The 15,003-nt window shown below is 59.7% G+C and carries 17 protein-coding genes and 1 pseudogene; 8 read left to right on the top strand and 10 right to left on the bottom strand.

The annotated features are described in order from the left end of the window. Positions 1 to 48: 48 nt before the first annotated feature. Entirely contained in the window at positions 49 to 513 is a 465-nt protein-coding gene (locus AC0L14_RS27645) for a Ros/MucR family transcriptional regulator (RefSeq protein WP_473751402.1), read from the bottom strand. A gap of 244 nt (positions 514 to 757) precedes the next feature. Between AC0L14_RS27645 and AC0L14_RS27640 the strand changes: the two genes are divergently transcribed. Together AC0L14_RS27640 and AC0L14_RS27635 are read left to right on the top strand one after the other, a co-directional pair. Next, a complete protein-coding gene (locus AC0L14_RS27640) occupies positions 758 to 1,060 on the top strand; it encodes a DUF982 domain-containing protein (RefSeq protein WP_027056410.1) in 303 nt (100 codons plus the stop codon). Between the two features lie 277 nt (positions 1,061 to 1,337). Then, positions 1,338 to 1,586: a DUF982 domain-containing protein gene (locus tag AC0L14_RS27635; protein ID WP_202351517.1), complete on the top strand. Its 249-nt coding sequence runs from the start codon at positions 1,338 to 1,340 to the stop codon at positions 1,584 to 1,586. A gap of 486 nt (positions 1,587 to 2,072) precedes the next feature. Here AC0L14_RS27635 and AC0L14_RS27630 read toward each other — a convergent pair whose 3' ends face one another. Further along, the gene (locus AC0L14_RS27630; RefSeq protein WP_473751401.1) at positions 2,073 to 3,278 is read right to left on the bottom strand and encodes a cytochrome P450 family protein; all 1,206 of its coding nucleotides are present in this window, start codon (positions 3,276 to 3,278) and stop codon (positions 2,073 to 2,075) included. A gap of 124 nt (positions 3,279 to 3,402) precedes the next feature. Beyond that, positions 3,403 to 4,095: an OmpW/AlkL family protein gene (locus AC0L14_RS27625; RefSeq protein WP_473751400.1), complete on the bottom strand. Its 693-nt coding sequence runs from the start codon at positions 4,093 to 4,095 to the stop codon at positions 3,403 to 3,405. Positions 4,096 to 4,782: 687 nt separating this feature from the next. Here AC0L14_RS27625 and AC0L14_RS27620 point away from each other — a divergent pair. The 3 genes from AC0L14_RS27620 (at position 4,783) to AC0L14_RS27610 (ending at position 7,372) form a co-directional block, all read left to right on the top strand. Then, on the top strand, positions 4,783 to 5,127 hold the full coding sequence (locus AC0L14_RS27620) for a hypothetical protein (protein WP_473751399.1): 345 nt from the start codon (positions 4,783 to 4,785) through the stop codon (positions 5,125 to 5,127). Between the two features lie 138 nt (positions 5,128 to 5,265). Next, positions 5,266 to 5,922 (top strand): antitoxin Xre/MbcA/ParS-like domain-containing protein, encoded by a 657-nt coding sequence (locus AC0L14_RS27615; RefSeq protein ID WP_473751398.1) that lies wholly within the window; start codon positions 5,266 to 5,268, stop codon positions 5,920 to 5,922. 316 nt (positions 5,923 to 6,238) lie between these two features. Then, positions 6,239 to 7,372: a porin gene (locus AC0L14_RS27610; protein WP_473751397.1), complete on the top strand. Its 1,134-nt coding sequence runs from the start codon at positions 6,239 to 6,241 to the stop codon at positions 7,370 to 7,372. A gap of 421 nt (positions 7,373 to 7,793) precedes the next feature. Here AC0L14_RS27610 and AC0L14_RS27605 read toward each other — a convergent pair. Continuing rightward, a pseudogene (locus AC0L14_RS27605) lies at positions 7,794 to 8,160 on the bottom strand (transposase); the annotation flags it as partial. A 262-nt stretch (positions 8,161 to 8,422) separates the two neighbouring features. Between AC0L14_RS27605 and AC0L14_RS27600 the strand changes: the two are divergent. After that, positions 8,423 to 8,749, top strand: coding sequence for a hypothetical protein (locus AC0L14_RS27600; RefSeq protein ID WP_473751396.1), 327 nt, complete (start codon positions 8,423 to 8,425; stop codon positions 8,747 to 8,749). A gap of 296 nt (positions 8,750 to 9,045) precedes the next feature. On the opposite strand, the gene AC0L14_RS27595 is transcribed toward AC0L14_RS27600, so the two are convergent. After that, complete coding sequence (locus AC0L14_RS27595; protein WP_473751395.1) at positions 9,046 to 10,212, bottom strand: IS110 family RNA-guided transposase; 1,167 nt, start codon at positions 10,210 to 10,212, stop codon at positions 9,046 to 9,048. Between the two features lie 226 nt (positions 10,213 to 10,438). Here AC0L14_RS27595 and AC0L14_RS27590 point away from each other — a divergent pair, with 226 nt between their 5' ends. Beyond that, positions 10,439 to 10,759: a GNAT family N-acetyltransferase gene (locus AC0L14_RS27590; RefSeq protein WP_473751394.1), complete on the top strand. Its 321-nt coding sequence runs from the start codon at positions 10,439 to 10,441 to the stop codon at positions 10,757 to 10,759. A 26-nt stretch (positions 10,760 to 10,785) separates the two neighbouring features. On the opposite strand, the gene AC0L14_RS27585 is transcribed toward AC0L14_RS27590, so the two are convergent. Further along, positions 10,786 to 10,953: a hypothetical protein gene (locus AC0L14_RS27585; protein WP_473593782.1), complete on the bottom strand. Its 168-nt coding sequence runs from the start codon at positions 10,951 to 10,953 to the stop codon at positions 10,786 to 10,788. A 136-nt stretch (positions 10,954 to 11,089) separates the two neighbouring features. Between AC0L14_RS27585 and AC0L14_RS27580 the strand changes: the two genes are divergently transcribed. Further along, positions 11,090 to 12,058, top strand: coding sequence for an omptin family outer membrane protease (locus tag AC0L14_RS27580; protein WP_473751393.1), 969 nt, complete (start codon positions 11,090 to 11,092; stop codon positions 12,056 to 12,058). A gap of 589 nt (positions 12,059 to 12,647) precedes the next feature. Here AC0L14_RS27580 and AC0L14_RS27575 read toward each other — a convergent pair. The 4 genes from AC0L14_RS27575 to AC0L14_RS27560 all read right to left on the bottom strand — a co-directional run bounded on the left by AC0L14_RS27575 (position 12,648) and on the right by AC0L14_RS27560 (position 14,995). Further along, positions 12,648 to 13,604, bottom strand: coding sequence for an ImmA/IrrE family metallo-endopeptidase (locus AC0L14_RS27575; protein ID WP_473751392.1), 957 nt, complete (start codon positions 13,602 to 13,604; stop codon positions 12,648 to 12,650). Then, a complete protein-coding gene (locus tag AC0L14_RS27570; RefSeq protein WP_010913795.1) occupies positions 13,601 to 14,128 on the bottom strand; it encodes a helix-turn-helix domain-containing protein in 528 nt (175 codons plus the stop codon). Before AC0L14_RS27570 ends, AC0L14_RS27575 begins: the two co-directional genes overlap by 4 nt. 15 nt (positions 14,129 to 14,143) lie before the next feature. After that, positions 14,144 to 14,719, bottom strand: coding sequence for a hypothetical protein (locus tag AC0L14_RS27565; RefSeq protein ID WP_473751391.1), 576 nt, complete (start codon positions 14,717 to 14,719; stop codon positions 14,144 to 14,146). Between the two features lie 69 nt (positions 14,720 to 14,788). Then, positions 14,789 to 14,995 (bottom strand): ribbon-helix-helix protein, CopG family, encoded by a 207-nt coding sequence (locus AC0L14_RS27560; RefSeq protein WP_010913797.1) that lies wholly within the window; start codon positions 14,993 to 14,995, stop codon positions 14,789 to 14,791. Between the last annotated feature and the right edge of the window lie 8 nt (positions 14,996 to 15,003).

Raw genomic sequence — 15,003 nt, 5'->3', positions numbered from 1 at the left:
CTTGCGAAATGATGCCGGATCCGCTTCGTCGGTCCCGAAAAAGTGCGGTCAGGCTGCGGCTTTCTTGCGTGCACGCTTGGCAGGTGCCGGCGCTCCCGGTTCCTTCGGCTTGCGGCCCAGACCCATGGTCTTGGCCAATGCCGAGCGCGCCGCAGCGTAGTTCGGCGCCACCATGGGATAGTCCGCCGGCAGCCCCCATTTCGCGCGATATTCGTCGGGCGCAAGGCCATAGTGCGTAGCCAGGTGACGCTTGAGCGACTTGAACTTCTTACCGTCCTCAAGGCTGACAATGTAATCGGGTGTAACCGATTTTCTGATCGGTACGGCAGGCTTGAGAGCTTCCGGCTTTTCTGGTGCGGCACCACCAGCAGTGCCTTTCAATGCGATGTGGATCTGGCCGATAAGCCCAGGCAGTTCACCGACGGGAACCGGATTATTCGAAACATAGGCTGAGACGACATGGGCGGTGAGTTCGATGAGGTTGTCGGCTTTGCTCTCGGTTTCTTCGGTCATGAAAACGCTCCTGCGGACTTAGACTAGGCGGTGAAGAATCACTTCATAGCTTAATAGTGACGACCGCCTTTGATAGCAACCAAGCCATTGCATGATGTGTTGGCGGATCGCTGCACGCCCGGCCGCAGGCGCGGATCTTCCTCTTGAACCGTCATCGCCCTGACAACACATTGTGCCAGGGTCGCCGTGTCGATGCGGCGCCTCTTCACCGCAAATTGGCTATTTAGAAAGTTGGGAGAAACCAATGAACGCTGAGGCTTTCAGCAGCCCCCTTTTCGTGAAGCGCGCAACGCACATCATCCAAGAGATTGCCGGCCTTGCGGATGCAATCGATTTTCTCAATGAATGGCCAGAAGATCGCAGAGACCTGATCCACGAAGCCGCCCTGAGGGCATGCTACGATGCGTACGATGGGCGCAAGCCGGTAAGCACGGCGCGCAATGCCTTTTTCGGCTTTGCGAAGCGGGTCGCCATATTGGAAGATCCAACCTCCGCGATGCAGTGGATCGCCGCCTGCAGATCGGGCAGTGGAAAAGTGCAGGTGTAGACTTCGACGACGTGTTTGAGACTGGCGCGGGACGCGTCAAAGAGTGCAGTATGTCCAGGTTTCACAGCTAGACCACGCGAGTGAGAAGCAGTTCCTCACCACCGACTACAAAACCGCAGATCGCACGCAACCTGACCATGGCCAGACGCAGCTCATGGCGATCGCTTGGTCGGCAATGGCCAGGTTCGGCGGCGCAGATGCAGCGGTGGCGTTCGGCTGAGTAAATAAATGCGACCCGGGGCTGTTTGCCGCATAGTGGCTGTGGAGGAGGGGAGAGATGACCGGCTTGATCAGATTTGAGAGGCCAGTCGTTGTTCAGGTTAGCCGCCGCAGCTCGGAGCGTATCGTGTTCGACGTCAACGACGCGGCCGCTATCTTGCTGCGGGATCTGCATCATAAGACCGATAAGCGCAGAATAGCGATGGACACCTGTCTGCAGGTGTTACGCGGTAAGACCCATCCACCAGCCGCTCGACGAGCTTTCGTCGCAGCCGCGCTCGAAGCACGCATTCTACGCAGCGATTGAGATTTAGGACGCCGCTCATGAATCTCGGCCATCTGCGCATCGCTATTTGGCGCGGTCCGAACACCCCTGCCGGCATCCGCCAGGAGCCAGCCAACCCCGCGCTTTTCGCGATGGCTTCCTGGTCCGGCGCCGGAACTTCGACCATCAAAACACAAGGGGTCCGCGGGCCTAGCCGCGGCCGCTCGGCTTCGCCTTCCTGGCGATCATGATTGGAGACAGAGGCAGACGGAGCCATCGAGCGGCAGTTGGTCGGCTGCAGATGGCAGAGCGTCGATGCCGCCTCATAGTCTCCAGAAGTGCCGTTTGAACCTTCCCCAGCTAAGCCCTGCATCCGGTCTCCTAGAACGCTCCGCAGACCGGCGGCGCGTGATCGCCGATGCTTCTTCCGACGGTCGGGAGCAGGGGTTCGGCGATCGCCCCCTCGTTGCGAGACCAGCCACCCCGGCGAACCGAGAATCACCGAATCCGGGGTGAATGCCGCGCTCTCTAAGCGACGGAAGGGCGGAAGGTGACCGGCAGGCGCTGCGGGCAGCGAATGACGTAAGACGGCATGTAGACGACGTCCTCCGGGGCGATGGTCAGCGCCAGATCCTCCAGCCGCCCGAACAGCGCAGGGAAGGCGCAGCGCAATTCCAGGCGCGCCAGCGCAGCGCCCAGGCAGGAATGCGGCCCCTCGCCGAACGACAGGTGCGGGTTGTGCCGCCGGGTGACATCGAACCTGCCGGCGCCGGGACCGAATGCCTTTTCGTCCCGGTTCGCCGCATGGAACGCCATCAGGACGGCGTCGCCGCGGCGGACCACGCATCCGTCGATCTCCACGTCCTGGGTGGCATAGCGGAACGGCAGATTGGCCGCTGAGCTGCCCCAGCGCAGGATCTCCTCGATCGCCTGTGACCACGGAACTTGGCCGCTGCGCACCAGGTGCAGTTGCTGCGGATGCGTCAGCAATGCCAGCACGCCATTGCCGATGACGCCGGCGGTGGTCACGAAGCCCGCAGAGAGCACCATGAACAGCATGTCGATGAGCTCGGTGTCGGAAACGAGCTCGCCATTGTCACGCGCGACGATCAGGGCCGAAGCCAGATCATCGCCGAGCTGGCCCCGCTTGAGCGCGATCAGGCGACGGAAGAACTCCGGGATGCGCTGCCGCGTCTGTCGCACCTCTTCGGCTGTGGCGGAGGTGTTGGCCAGGCTGTAGGTGAGCGCGACGATCTCTTCGCGCTGTTCGTCCGGCAAACCGAACAGTTCGGCAATCACGTTGGTGGGCAGCGGAACGGCGAACTCGCACATCAGATCGGCACTGCCGCCGCGCTGCGCCATCTCGGCCAGGAGTCGATCGACGCATTGTTCGATCCGTGGCGCCAGCAAGGCGATCCGACTGGGCGCGAAGCTGCTGGACAGCAGGCCGCGCAAGCGCCGGTGATCGGCGCCGTGCGCCGTGGTCATGTTGTCCACTTTGCATATCCCGATCAGCGGATGATCCTCGGGAATCTCGCCGTCCTGCAGCGCCCGCCACTGTCGCCAGTCCCTGTTGAAACGCTGGTCGGAAAGCATACGCCTGAGCGTCTGATGACGGCCTGCCGCCCAGGTCACCACATCGCCTGGCAGCGACACTCGCGCCATCCCTCCCTGCTGCAGAATCGCAGAAGACAGATCATCAAGTTGCGTGGGAGCGACCGGCACACCGATCACATCGCAATGATCGTTTTCTACGCGCATGCCAACAACTCCTTTAAGAACCATCGCGGGTCCACTTCTCGGCACGGATGATCCGCGCGCGGACTTCGAAAAGTGCCCCTTCAGTGTCCTTTCGACATTAGAAACGGTAGGTGACACCTGCGCCTATCAGCCAGGGATCGAGCTCCGCCTTCCCGGTCTGCTTGTTGCCGGCCACGGTGACGTCGAAGTCTGGCTTCAGGAAAAGCTTCTTCACGTCGAAGTTGACGCCCCAGTGCTGGTCGAGCTTGTAGTCAAACCCGACCTGCAGCGCGGTGCCGAACGTGTTCTTGACCTTGAGATCATCGGCGCTGCCGGCTTGCTGATGATAGAAGATCGTATAGTTCACGCCGGCGCCGATATAGGGCTTGAAGGCGCCGAAATCGGTAAAATGATACTGCAATGTGACCGTGGGCGGCAGCAGCCAAACCTTGCCGACCTTGCCCAGCCCGCCGATCGCACCTTGGCCATCGATGTTGGCATAGGTGGTGCCGAGTATGAGTTCGGCGGCGATGTTGTCCGTGAAGAAATACGAAATATCGAGTTCCGGCGTCACGGTGTTCGAATAGGAAAGACCGGAGCCGGGCACCGCGTTGACGTGGCCCGAATCCTCAGTGATCACCCCCAACGCGCGCAGGCGGATCTGCCAGGGGCTTGGCGCTTCCGCGACCGGGGCTCCTGCCTGCGGAATGCTCGCGGCTTGATGAACATCTGCCGCACCGGCCTGTCCCGCAACGATGAGGACGACAGCCGCTGTTACTGCCCGCGCCACCCCAATTCGCGCTCTCGCCATGCTCTTCTCTCCTTGATCTTCAGAAACGACGCACTTCGCCTTGATTGAATCCTGCTCGCATCAATCGAGATTGACGGAGCGCTCATGCGGGATAGCCCCCGCATGTGTCGTGCCAAATGAGAAAATCATTGCGAAACAGTGCGACCACTCTGATAGCGCTGTGTCTCATGTCCGACTTCGTCGCAGATCCGACAATGAGTGCAGCCGTAGCCGCCGCCGGGTAGCCGAATGCAGTCGCCTCGGTTCTGGGACGGCAACGGGCTGCACGTTTCAAAACTCTCTCGGAGATTTCACACGGCGTCAGCGTATGTTCACGATGCCGTCGCAGACTGCGTACCGTGGACACCCCCAGAATGGCTTGCCCGCGTAGCAGCGGCAGTTGTCTATGGGACGCGGCCATCTGCAAACGCGATGGTATCGTCCGGAATATTATATTGGCGAACTGAACACCACGTCGCGCATACTTGCAGTTGGCGGGGACAAACGCCCATGCGGCCGGTAGAGATATCCTCGGGTGCCTACAATGAGCGAAGTACCACACCTTACCTTCGATTCTCGATACGACTGGCGTGAGCACGGGGCCTGCTGGTCGGTAGTGATGCGGACGCGGCGCCTGGTCCTTCGGCCGCAGATAGTTCGCTGAGGCACCGGATAAAATCTGCTCTCCCTGCCGGGAAGCCCTTAGGAGTGGATCCAGATGATCTTGGAAATAAAACGCCCAAGGACGGGATTTCAACCTTTGTCATGAAGGAGGCGCCGCGCACCTGGCCAATACAATGCGGCAACAGTGAAGCATGTATCCGCGTTAAAGGCGGTCGTCAAAGTTTGTACCCGAATGTACAGTTTTATAAGTGTGAAAACTTTCAATCTGTCCAAGTAAAATACGAAGACGCTGGCACGCTAAATTTTGAATTTGCACAAATGGACGTCGCGGATAGCGTCACGCTGCGAAGAATGCGCTGCGATGTGCATCTGTTTCGATCGTGGGGGGGGCAAAGACAGTCGTCCATCGACGTTCTCCCTTTTTATTGAGAGGCACAAGTTGAAACCGCAAGACGGCTGCTAGGTCGCGAGCATACGAAGACGCAACATTGTCGCCGTCCTCCAAGCTTCAGGTCTTCAACGCTCTTTCAGCGGCTTGCTGAGGGAATGCTATTGGGAAAGCCACATATGTCCGGGTCGAGTGATCTTGCGGATGAAAAGCGCCAGAGCGAGCTTTCAAGCTTTGTCCTGAGGGAGGTGCAGCGCATTCTCGCCCAATGTGATGAGGCGAGGCAGGGTGACAGGGCTGCTGTTGCGCCTTCGGGTTCTGCTCGCGACGATTCCACCGCCGTAGCCGCTGAATTGCTCGGCAGGCTCGAGGCCGAAGCAGCGCGACGGCTAAGTGCTCAGACCTTTGAGATCGCTTCCCGACCCCGCCCAGCTGATCATCCCCTCCGGCATTCGGTTCTGAAAGATTATCCGAGAGAAGGCGCGCGCATTGCAGAGTGGGCCGGTCCAGTTGCTGGCTCGACGCATCTCGAGAGACGTTTTGGGATACCGCGGTCAACGCTGCATTGGTGGCAGCAGCACAATGATGTCGTTGCCTTTCGAAGAGGCTCCCGCAAGCATGTATTTCCCCTAGCTCAGTTCATCGACGGCAGGCCCATGCCCGGAATCCGGCAGGTGCTCTCCTCGATCTCCGATCCCAGATTGGCTTGGCTGTGGCTGATCAGTCCCTCGCCTCTTCTCAAGGGCCGCGTTCCTATCGAATTGCTCAGGGAAGGTACGAACACAGAAGTCGTTGCATCGGCCGCCCAGGCCATTTCTCTGATTGGAGCTGTCTGACGTTGGTCAGGCATCGGTGGTTGTTCGTGCACATTTGATGCGTACGCAATTAGTCAATGTACCAATTGTGCAGTTTGTACAATTGTATAGTTGTTCAATTTGTGCAAGTAATACTGGCAATTTCGTGATAAAAATACAACTGATACTTCAAGATCTGGTCGGAACGCGGAGTTTGAACTTGCACTATTCCGCCCGGTGAATAGCGTCCGAGCCGGGAAGGATGCTTCGTGATGCGCATCTTTTTCGATCGTGGGGACAAGGGAGCGGTTCGTCCATCGACGTCCTCGCCCTTTTCAAATCATTCAAGGAGATCAAAATGAAGATCAAGAGCCTTCTTCTCGGCTCAGCTGCGGCACTGGTCGCAGTTTCCGGTGCGCGCGCCGCCGACGCCGTCGTCGTCGCCGAGCCGGAACCCGCTGAATACGTCAGGATCTGCGACGTCTACGGCGCTGGCTACTTCTACATTCCCGGCACGGAAACCTGCCTGCGCATCGGCGGCTATGTCCGCTACGACATCGGCGTCGGCGACATCGGCACATACACAGGTGCGGGGACCGTCGACGTCGAGGACGGCGACGATCAGGATACCTACTGGAAGCGTGCTCGCTTGTCGCTGAGGACCTGGACCGGCCAGGAAACCGAGCTCGGCACGTTGAAGACGTACACCGAAACCCGCTTCAACTTCCGCAACACTCAAGGCGATACATCTCCGATCCTCAACGAAGCCGACAACAGAGCCGTTTCGCTGAACTTCGCCTGGATCCAGCTCGGTGGCCTGCGCGTCGGTAAGGACGACTCGGCCTTCGAGGCGTTCAGCGGCTACGCCGGCAACGTCTTGAACGATACGCTGGTTCCCTACGGTGGTTTCGACACCAACGTCGTCCAGTACTATTTCGACGCCGGCAACGGCTTCTCGGCCGTCGTCTCGCTCGAACAAGGTTATGGCGACTTCACGATCGACAGCTACGTCCCGCATATAGTCGGCGGTGTGAAGTGGACGCAGGGCTGGGGCGCCATCACCGGCGTCATCGCTTACGACAGCAACTATGAAGAAGTGGCCGGCAAGGTTCGCCTCGACGTCACCCCGATGGAGAACCTGTCGCTGTTCATCATGGCCGGCTACGGCACGGACGACAACTACACGGATGGCGGTTTCGCAATCCCCGCCGGCGGCCGCGGCATGTACAAGCTGTGGAGCGGCAATTGGGCGCTCTGGGGCGGTGGCACCTACACTATCAACGAGAAGACCTCGTTCAACACCCAGATCTCGTATGACGAGGGCGAGAATCTCGGCGTCGTGGCGAACATCGCATACGACATCGTTCCGGGTCTCAAGATCACGGCCGAAGCCAGCTACTTCCATCTTGGTGATGAGACCGTCAGCAACTGGACCGGTGCCGATGACGACGACAACTTCGGCGGCCTCCTCCGCTTCCAGCGCTCGTTCTGAGGGATAGGGCTAGGTCCACAGCGCTCGCAGCGACACTACGAGCGCCACCACCCGAGACCAGCCCGGTCGGTGAAGAGACCACAAAATTGTCGGCGCATTGCTTGATTACGGACCTCCAATCCGAGCATTTCGTCGATGAGAAGGGGCGCCCTGTTCCCGGGCGCCCTTTTTTGGCGCATTGACGTCAGACTCGCGCAGGCGAGATGGATAGAGGGCACCTGTGAGGCGGACCGCTCTCTTCATGCCAGCACGAGATGATTCGCAAAACGGCGCTGGCGGCAGTTCACGTTGAAAAGCAACGGCGCCGACCCGGCATCCGTACAGCCGATGTCCCGCCGCCAAGAGGTCCGCGAGGCCGAGGCCCGCGCTTAGATCTCATCCAGAATCGCCGGCTCCAGCACTGTCCCGATGTGGCGCTACCGCCGACAATCTTCTTGACGGCATCGTACCCTCTTATTCCCGCTTGCGGAGCCTTTACCGATTGCTTGCCGATCACGACCGCCGTCGGACTGGCTTCACGCCGGTCCAGCGCCAGGTGGAACAGAAAACGCCGCGCCAACTTGCGGAACCAGCCCGTAAACCGGGTCGCAGGCGCCGAAACCGACCGGCAGCATCCGCCAGCCGCAACCTGAGCGCACAAGGTAGCGCACCGCGTTGATCACCTCACGGAAATCAACCTCGTGCCGACAGCTCAGCGCCCAGGCTTGGGCATCGCGGCGCGATCTGTTCCCCTCCTCGTCCGTCAGATCGGAGGGGTAACGCTTGGGTTTCCTGGCGAACTTGGCCATTCCCGCCAAGCATTAAGCGTCGATTCGTGCGAGCTCGTAAAACCGCCGCGCAAGGGCGGGCATTCGCGATCAACCTCGGTGAATCCAACCGGCTCCTAGGGGCGCCCGCGCGCCTGACGGCGCGTGCCGGGTGCTCGTGAACCGAGCCCGCTTTTTACCTCGGCAAGGCGGCTTCACCGCGCGGTTACGAAGTAACCGGGTTGATTTTCTGTAAGAAGGTCTCCTATCCGCGCAATTCGCCTCAAGTCATCCGGAACCATGCATGCTTGTAATATTTACTTTGCATTTTTTTATCATACTTTTGATGAAAAATGCTGTTCCTTCGTCCGAGTTACTTAAAAGAGTGAGTCGGATCTGCGCGGATGGCAGCATGAACCGGCATTTTGACCTGTATGGGGCGATGATTGTCAAGCTTGATCTTGCTTCGTTTCCTCATCTCCTTGTTCGGCCAGCTGGTGACCATCTCCTCGTCCCGACCTTGACTTCGAACTGGCCGCCGCGCGCAGTGACGGTCAAGGATGGGCCGGGGGCCCATCGCGCAGCGGACTTGTCCTTGACGGTCACGAGCACGGGCGGCAGGCTTGAATGATCGGGCGCGCGCCATTCGGCAGCCGACGACAGTTCCGAGGGGAGTTCGCCATGAGGCCCAGGCGCGGAGGTCGCGGGGCAGACTTGTATTCGGTAGATCTCAGTTGGATCTAAACCATGATGCAGCCATGCGCATCGGCGGCGAAGCTCCGGGGCGGCGGACCCATTCTACTAGGCGGATCGAAATGAAATGACCATGTGAAAATTCGGGTTGCCGCCACCTCGGATCGTCATCGGCAGACCCCGCTACCGGGGCCGCCAATTGGGTTGTGTTCTCCTCTATCCTGCGTGCCCCCATCACGCCGCACGTAAGGTGACGCCCTGCGGCGGCTCGCCCGTGATGACGAGACGCCACAACCCGATCAGCAGCTTGCGCGCCAGTGCCACGATCATCGTCTTGCGCGTGGTTTTGCGCCCGTCGGCCGTGCGCGCCTGGAACCATCGGGCGAGACCACTGTCCTTTTGGAACCGCAGAAAGCGCCACGCCAACTGGATCATGCCGCGCCGGACGCGGGCGTTGCCGGCGCGTGCCAGTCCCTTCTCGCGGCGGCGTTTGCCGCTCTCGTCCGGCGACCCCGTGAGACCGGCATAGCGCGCCACGGCGCGGCGATCGCGCAGCTTGCGGGACAGCATCTCGTGGACCAGCATGTCCGCCGTCTCGACACCGACGCCGATGACCCGCGCCAGCAGGCGAACCATCGCGTGCGGGCCGTTCGCCGCAGCCGGAGCCGCGGCGAGTCGGCGCAGGCGTTCCTGCTCGATCGTGCGGATCTGCTCGCGCACCAGGCTGAGCCGCTCAAGGAGGCGGTAGAGCTCGGCGCGAGTGTTGTCCGGCAGCGGTGTTCCCTCCGCCGTGCGGATGGTCTCGAGCCTGTCCGCCGCCTGGCGCAGGCTCAGCCGGAAGCTGCGGATGCCGAAGCGGGCGAGGATCGCCTTGATATGGTTGATAATCCGCGTCTTGTCGCCGACCAGGGTCTCCCGCTCGCGGTTCGGCCGCCGCGCGTCCTCCTCTTCGAGCGTCGGGATCGGCGCCATACTGCAATGGCGCTTCTCGCCGCGCAGCCAGCCGAGAAAGGCGCGCATCAGAAGCTCGGTGTCGAGACGATCGGTCTTGGCGCGCCGGTGCTCGCGCGACACCGCAACGCTAGCGGGGTGGATGGCGTAAGCCTCGATACCGCGCGCTCGCAGCCAGCGCGCCAGCCAGAAGCCGTCGCCGGCCGCCTCATAGGCGACGGCGATCCGCTTGATCTGGCGCCCGGTCCGGCCGGCTTCGTCGCGCCAGCGCTGCAGCAACTTCAATAGTGATGGTGCGTCGGCATCGATCTTCTTGAGGGGTTGGCGCTTGAAACCCGGAACAAGTGAGGCAATTAGCCATTTCGCCTTGCTCAATTCGATGACGGCGACGATCGTGTTATCCTGTTCGAGAGCGGTAAGGGACCGGCTCGTGTCAAAAGATTGCGACATGGGGCGCCTCCTTCTGATGGTGGTTTTGACAGCGCCGAAGGATGCCACACCCTCGCCGCTCGCCCCATAGCATCCACTAGCAGGAGAAAATATGTCTTCCATATCTACGCGCCGCGCCAACGCAACGGACGCAGAGACGGTCGCCCGTTTCAGTCACGCGCTACTCGATGAACTCTCTGGCGGGAAAGCGCCCACGCCCGACGTCGTCAGACAAAGCGCGGAGACAGTGCTTGCCGACGCCGGCGTGCTCGCTGTGATCGCAAGCGCAAATGACGAGCCGGCCGGCATCATGGTGCTGAATGAATGCACGGCGATCTATGCAGGAGGCAAGTTCGGCTATATTTCGGAGCTGTATGTTCGACCCGACAAGCGCTCCAAAGGGATTGCCCCTCATCTACTTGAGGTCGCCTCGCAGGAAAGCCGTGCTCGTGGTTGGAAGCGACTTGAGGTTGCAGCGCCCGGGCAACCAAAATGGAAGCGCACGCTCGATTTCTATCTGCGGAACGGGTTCGAGGAAGTCGGCCCTTGGCTCTGTCGGATAATCTAGACTCAGAGTGTCTGCTGTGGACTGGCTCAAAGCAACCTGCACGATCTCAGCGGATTGAGGTCCGGCGTGGTCGCTGCCTGCCGCTGCAATCGTACCAGCATCGTCATCGCAAATGTGTGCCTCAGATAATGCAAGGTTCCCGTCACGCCGGCCGCCCGGAACGCATCGGCAAAAACCGCCGTCAATCGGGTCACGCTAACGGCGTTTCCTTGAGTGTTGAGGAACAGAGCCGAGGGCGGCAATTTTGCCAACCTACAGGGGCGCTGCATAGACGACCGCACGTGACGTGCACCGGTTACGCAGCGTATAGCCGAATGGCGGATCAGTTTTATGAAATTGTACGCGAAAGTCTTTGGTGGAGCGGCAGCGTTGCTCGCTGCCTGGCCGGCGATGGCCAGCGACGCGGTGGCGAGCGAACCGGCGCCCTACAATCCCAATTTCTCTTTCGTTGGCGGCGTCGGCGTCATCGACATCGAGGCCAACGAGCTAGTCTATCAGGCTCCCGGCAGCGGCTCGAAGCTGAGCCACCTTATCTGGGAAAGCACCTCTCCGGTCATTTCAGCCGAGATGACGGCGCGCAGCGAGGCCGGCTGGACCGCCAAGCTTTCCGGCCAGATCGCCTTCAGCGGCGACAGCTACATGGAAGACTATGACTGGAGGCCGCCATTCTCGACCAATGATGGCTGGAACGACTGGAGCGACCGTTCGCGCCATTCCGACACCGATCTTGATTACTTCTATTCGGCAACCGTCGCGCTCGGCCACGATTTCCAGTTCAGCGACCAGCTGCTGATTAACGTCAACGGTGGTTTCAAGTACACCTCGGTCAAGTGGACTGCCTATGGCGGCTCCTATGTCTCCAGCGTTGCCGGCTTCCGGGATTCGGTTGGCGACTTCCCAGGAGACGCAAAGGGCATCAGCTACCAGCAGAAATTGCCGGTCGCCTTCGCCGGCATCGATGCGACCTATGTCCAGGATCGCTGGAACTTCGGCTTTGCGCTGAAGGGCGGCACGACCTTCTCGGCCGGCGATACCGATCATCACTGGATGCGTGACCTGCGCTTCGAGGATGATTTCGAATCGGCGCCGGTTTTGATGTTCGGCGGCAGCGTCGGCTACCAGTACAACCAGCGGACCAGCTTCTTCGTCTCCGGTTCCTACGAAAAGGTGTTCACCGCTCGCGGCGACTACAACACCTATGACATTGCGACCGGCGCAGAGACTGGCGGCGAAGACGACTGGATCGGCGGCGATTTTGCCGCGGCGACGGTGATGGTCGGCATCAAGACCTCGTTCTGATTGAATGAACCCGACCGGCCCAAACCGATGTCCGCACGGCGCAGAAATCTGACGCGCCCGCGCGCCTGACTGCGCGTGCCGGGTGCTCGTGAACCGAGCCCGCTTTTTCTTCGGCAGGCTCAGGCGGTCTCGGCCATCCGGCTTCGCCCCCTGGCGCGGGCAGCCTGTCGGCTGCTGTCGGATTTGTGTGGTCGCCCTGACAGCAGTTTCGATCCGTCGGACCGCATCTCGCAGCTGGTCTGCTCCGGCTGCGAGGCGAAGCGGGGAAAACCCGGTTTCCAACGAAGGCAGCGATCCTTACGGGCATCTGTCAGATCCGCCGTTTTCAAAGCCACGGCAGGTAGGTCCTCGAGGGTTTACTGATCGACTCGACCGTTTGGCCGCTGATGGGCCGCTATCTGCAGCGCGTTCAGGCCTCCCGACAAGGCAAAATACGGCTACCGAATCCCACAGCTCTCGACAGTTCGTCCGCTTCAAAGAGCGCAACGATCGACTGAGCGGCTGGAATGCGGGGCATTGCTTTCCGGCAGCCTCGGGCCGCAAGCGGCCGCCTTTGGCTGTCATCGGGCACTTGAAATAACCGTCTGAATCAGGCTGCCCTGTAGCCGACGGGGGAAATGCGTTGGTGTTTCTTCTTGTAGATGCAGTAAGTGAGCAAATCATAGGTATTTGAGAAGCTATGCAACCAGAATATGTGAGGTTCGCCGTTCGCATCACAAAAGATGCTTTCGCCTTCGCCCACCGGACCCCGCTTGCGGCTGGTTGCGTGATCGCAGATCGCGGAATAGGCAACTTCGGTGGTGATTCCGGGAAAGTGCTCAGCAAGCGCTTTCGATCTCGGGAAATAGGCTACATTGTCGATCCCCGCCTTCTCGCAGATATCTCTGTGATAGGGATGCCGGCTGACAACGCCGAAGGCAGGAAAGTCCGGATCGCGTTCGCAAACCATTTGCCAAAGCGTTGTCGTAAGGGTGTTCCCGTAGCGCTTGCGAAGCTGCTCGATACTCTTCCATTCAAATGAGCAGTCCAGCGCTTCGGGACGAAATCTTCCCCCGAGAAACAAGAGGTGGCGCCCGCCATAATTGGCTTCCGCCTCCATTGCCTGATGGAATGTCGGGTTCAGCGTGGACTCATTGTCGCCCAGAAGCAGGGAGCGATGCCAAGGCAGAAGATCATGTGTAATCTCATGTGCGATGAGGAAGCGTCGCTTCAGCTCGGCTACATCATCATCGATGAAGATTCGCTTGTCGCCTTCCTTCAGCATCAGGATACCACGAAGGCCATATTGCTGGACTACATCGACCATGCGCTTGGCCGTGCTGGTGATCTCGTTGCCAGCGATTCGCGCCCGGTGGGCGATCTCATCCAGTAGGCTCAGGTTCGCTTTGCTATAATAGGTAAGGTCAAGCTTTTGCAGCGCGCGTACCTGCTCGAGCCGTAACGGGGGCTCTGGATTGCCGAGATCACGCAGCAGACGTGATATGTGCTCATGGATATCTCGGCGCTCAAAGTCCCCGATTATCGGCTCAATCGCGGACATGGTCATCCATTCTTCTTATCGATTGACGCCAGTACCTTGACGAAATCGTTGAGGTCGCGCCTTTCAGCCTGGCTTAGCTTCGACAGGTCGTCCGAACTCGCGGCAAAACGATGCGCCGCTTCGGTGAGATTGTCGTTCTGCGCAAACGACGCCGCGGTCAGCTGTTCCACAGCACGTGCTGAAACCCCAATGAACTCGGCTAGCTGATGAACGGTACGCGGGCCTGGAACATAGCAGGGATCCTTCTCCACCTTCTCCAATTCCGCCGCATCAACACGAATTTTGGCAGCCAACTGCGCAATACTCAATCCGTCCTTGCGTCGAAGCTGATGCACCAATTTAAACAGCACAACAGTTTTGTGTTCAGAGGCAGCCGAAGGCTGCCCCGCAGTTGCTTGGTGACGAGACTTCTCCTGCATAAGACGCTCAAGCGGAGCTGCATCGCGCAGCGGGAGTCCCGCGTCGCAATCGACATCTGGATCATGTTCGATATGGCTGCGTAGCCAATCGGCAGTGAAATGTAATTTCATGGTCGACTCCTCTTGCTAGTGTTGCACGGATAGGAAAGTCGCAGCATCGCTGCTGGAAAGCTCGAAGTATCTCAGCCCTTTATGCACTCCTTCGCTATCCGCTCCAAGATCCGTCATTCCGATCGCATCCCGGTAGAAAACTTCTGCGCCAGGAAGGGAATGCAGACCGATCCGGCCACCAAACTCTTCTTCCAGGCTCAAGCTGACGGCCGTGCCAACGAGCGCACGCCCCGCACCCTTGTAAGTCGGCTCAGCAACCAGCTTTGGTCGATTCCATGGCGCCGTCGCCAGAAACTCCACGTAGATCAGCGGCACTCGCTGATGCTCGGGATGGCGACTGAAGCAGTCTTGGCCACCTTTGCGCGTCATCATGATGGCCTGTGTGCTGCCACCACATTCGAGCACGAAGAAATCGAACAGGAACGGGTCGTTCAGCGCAGCCAGCGCCTTCTTGCCCCATTCCCAATGGGCGTCTTCGGCATTGACCTCCGCTAGAGTCTGAAGAGAGGCCTTGGCTTCCCTGCGACGCAGCTCAAAAAAGCGGCCGCCAGCGTCCTTCGATATGCGCCAGATTCGTGCTGTCCAGGCCATGATACAGATCTGCATCTTCGAACCGGCCTGTTGCGCGATTTAAGAGAAAGACGCGATCGATCAGCTCTTTCATAGAACCATCAGCTCTACTTTTTCTGACTTATCCGCGCTTTCGACAAACACCTTTTCGCCACGCGCCAGTCGATCGTCGACTGATTTGTACAGCCGCAGCGCCTGGCGAACGAGCGCGGTTTTGGACAGTCCTTTTTCTTCACACATGGTTTCAAGGACGCTCATTTCCGCGTCCGACAAGTTAAGCGTCATCGTGCGCTTCATAGGCGCCT

It is taken from the genome of Mesorhizobium sp. WSM4841 (genome assembly GCF_055811515.1).
Note: the sequence above shows the minus strand (reverse complement) of the source record. Positions and strands in the feature narration are given on the sequence as shown.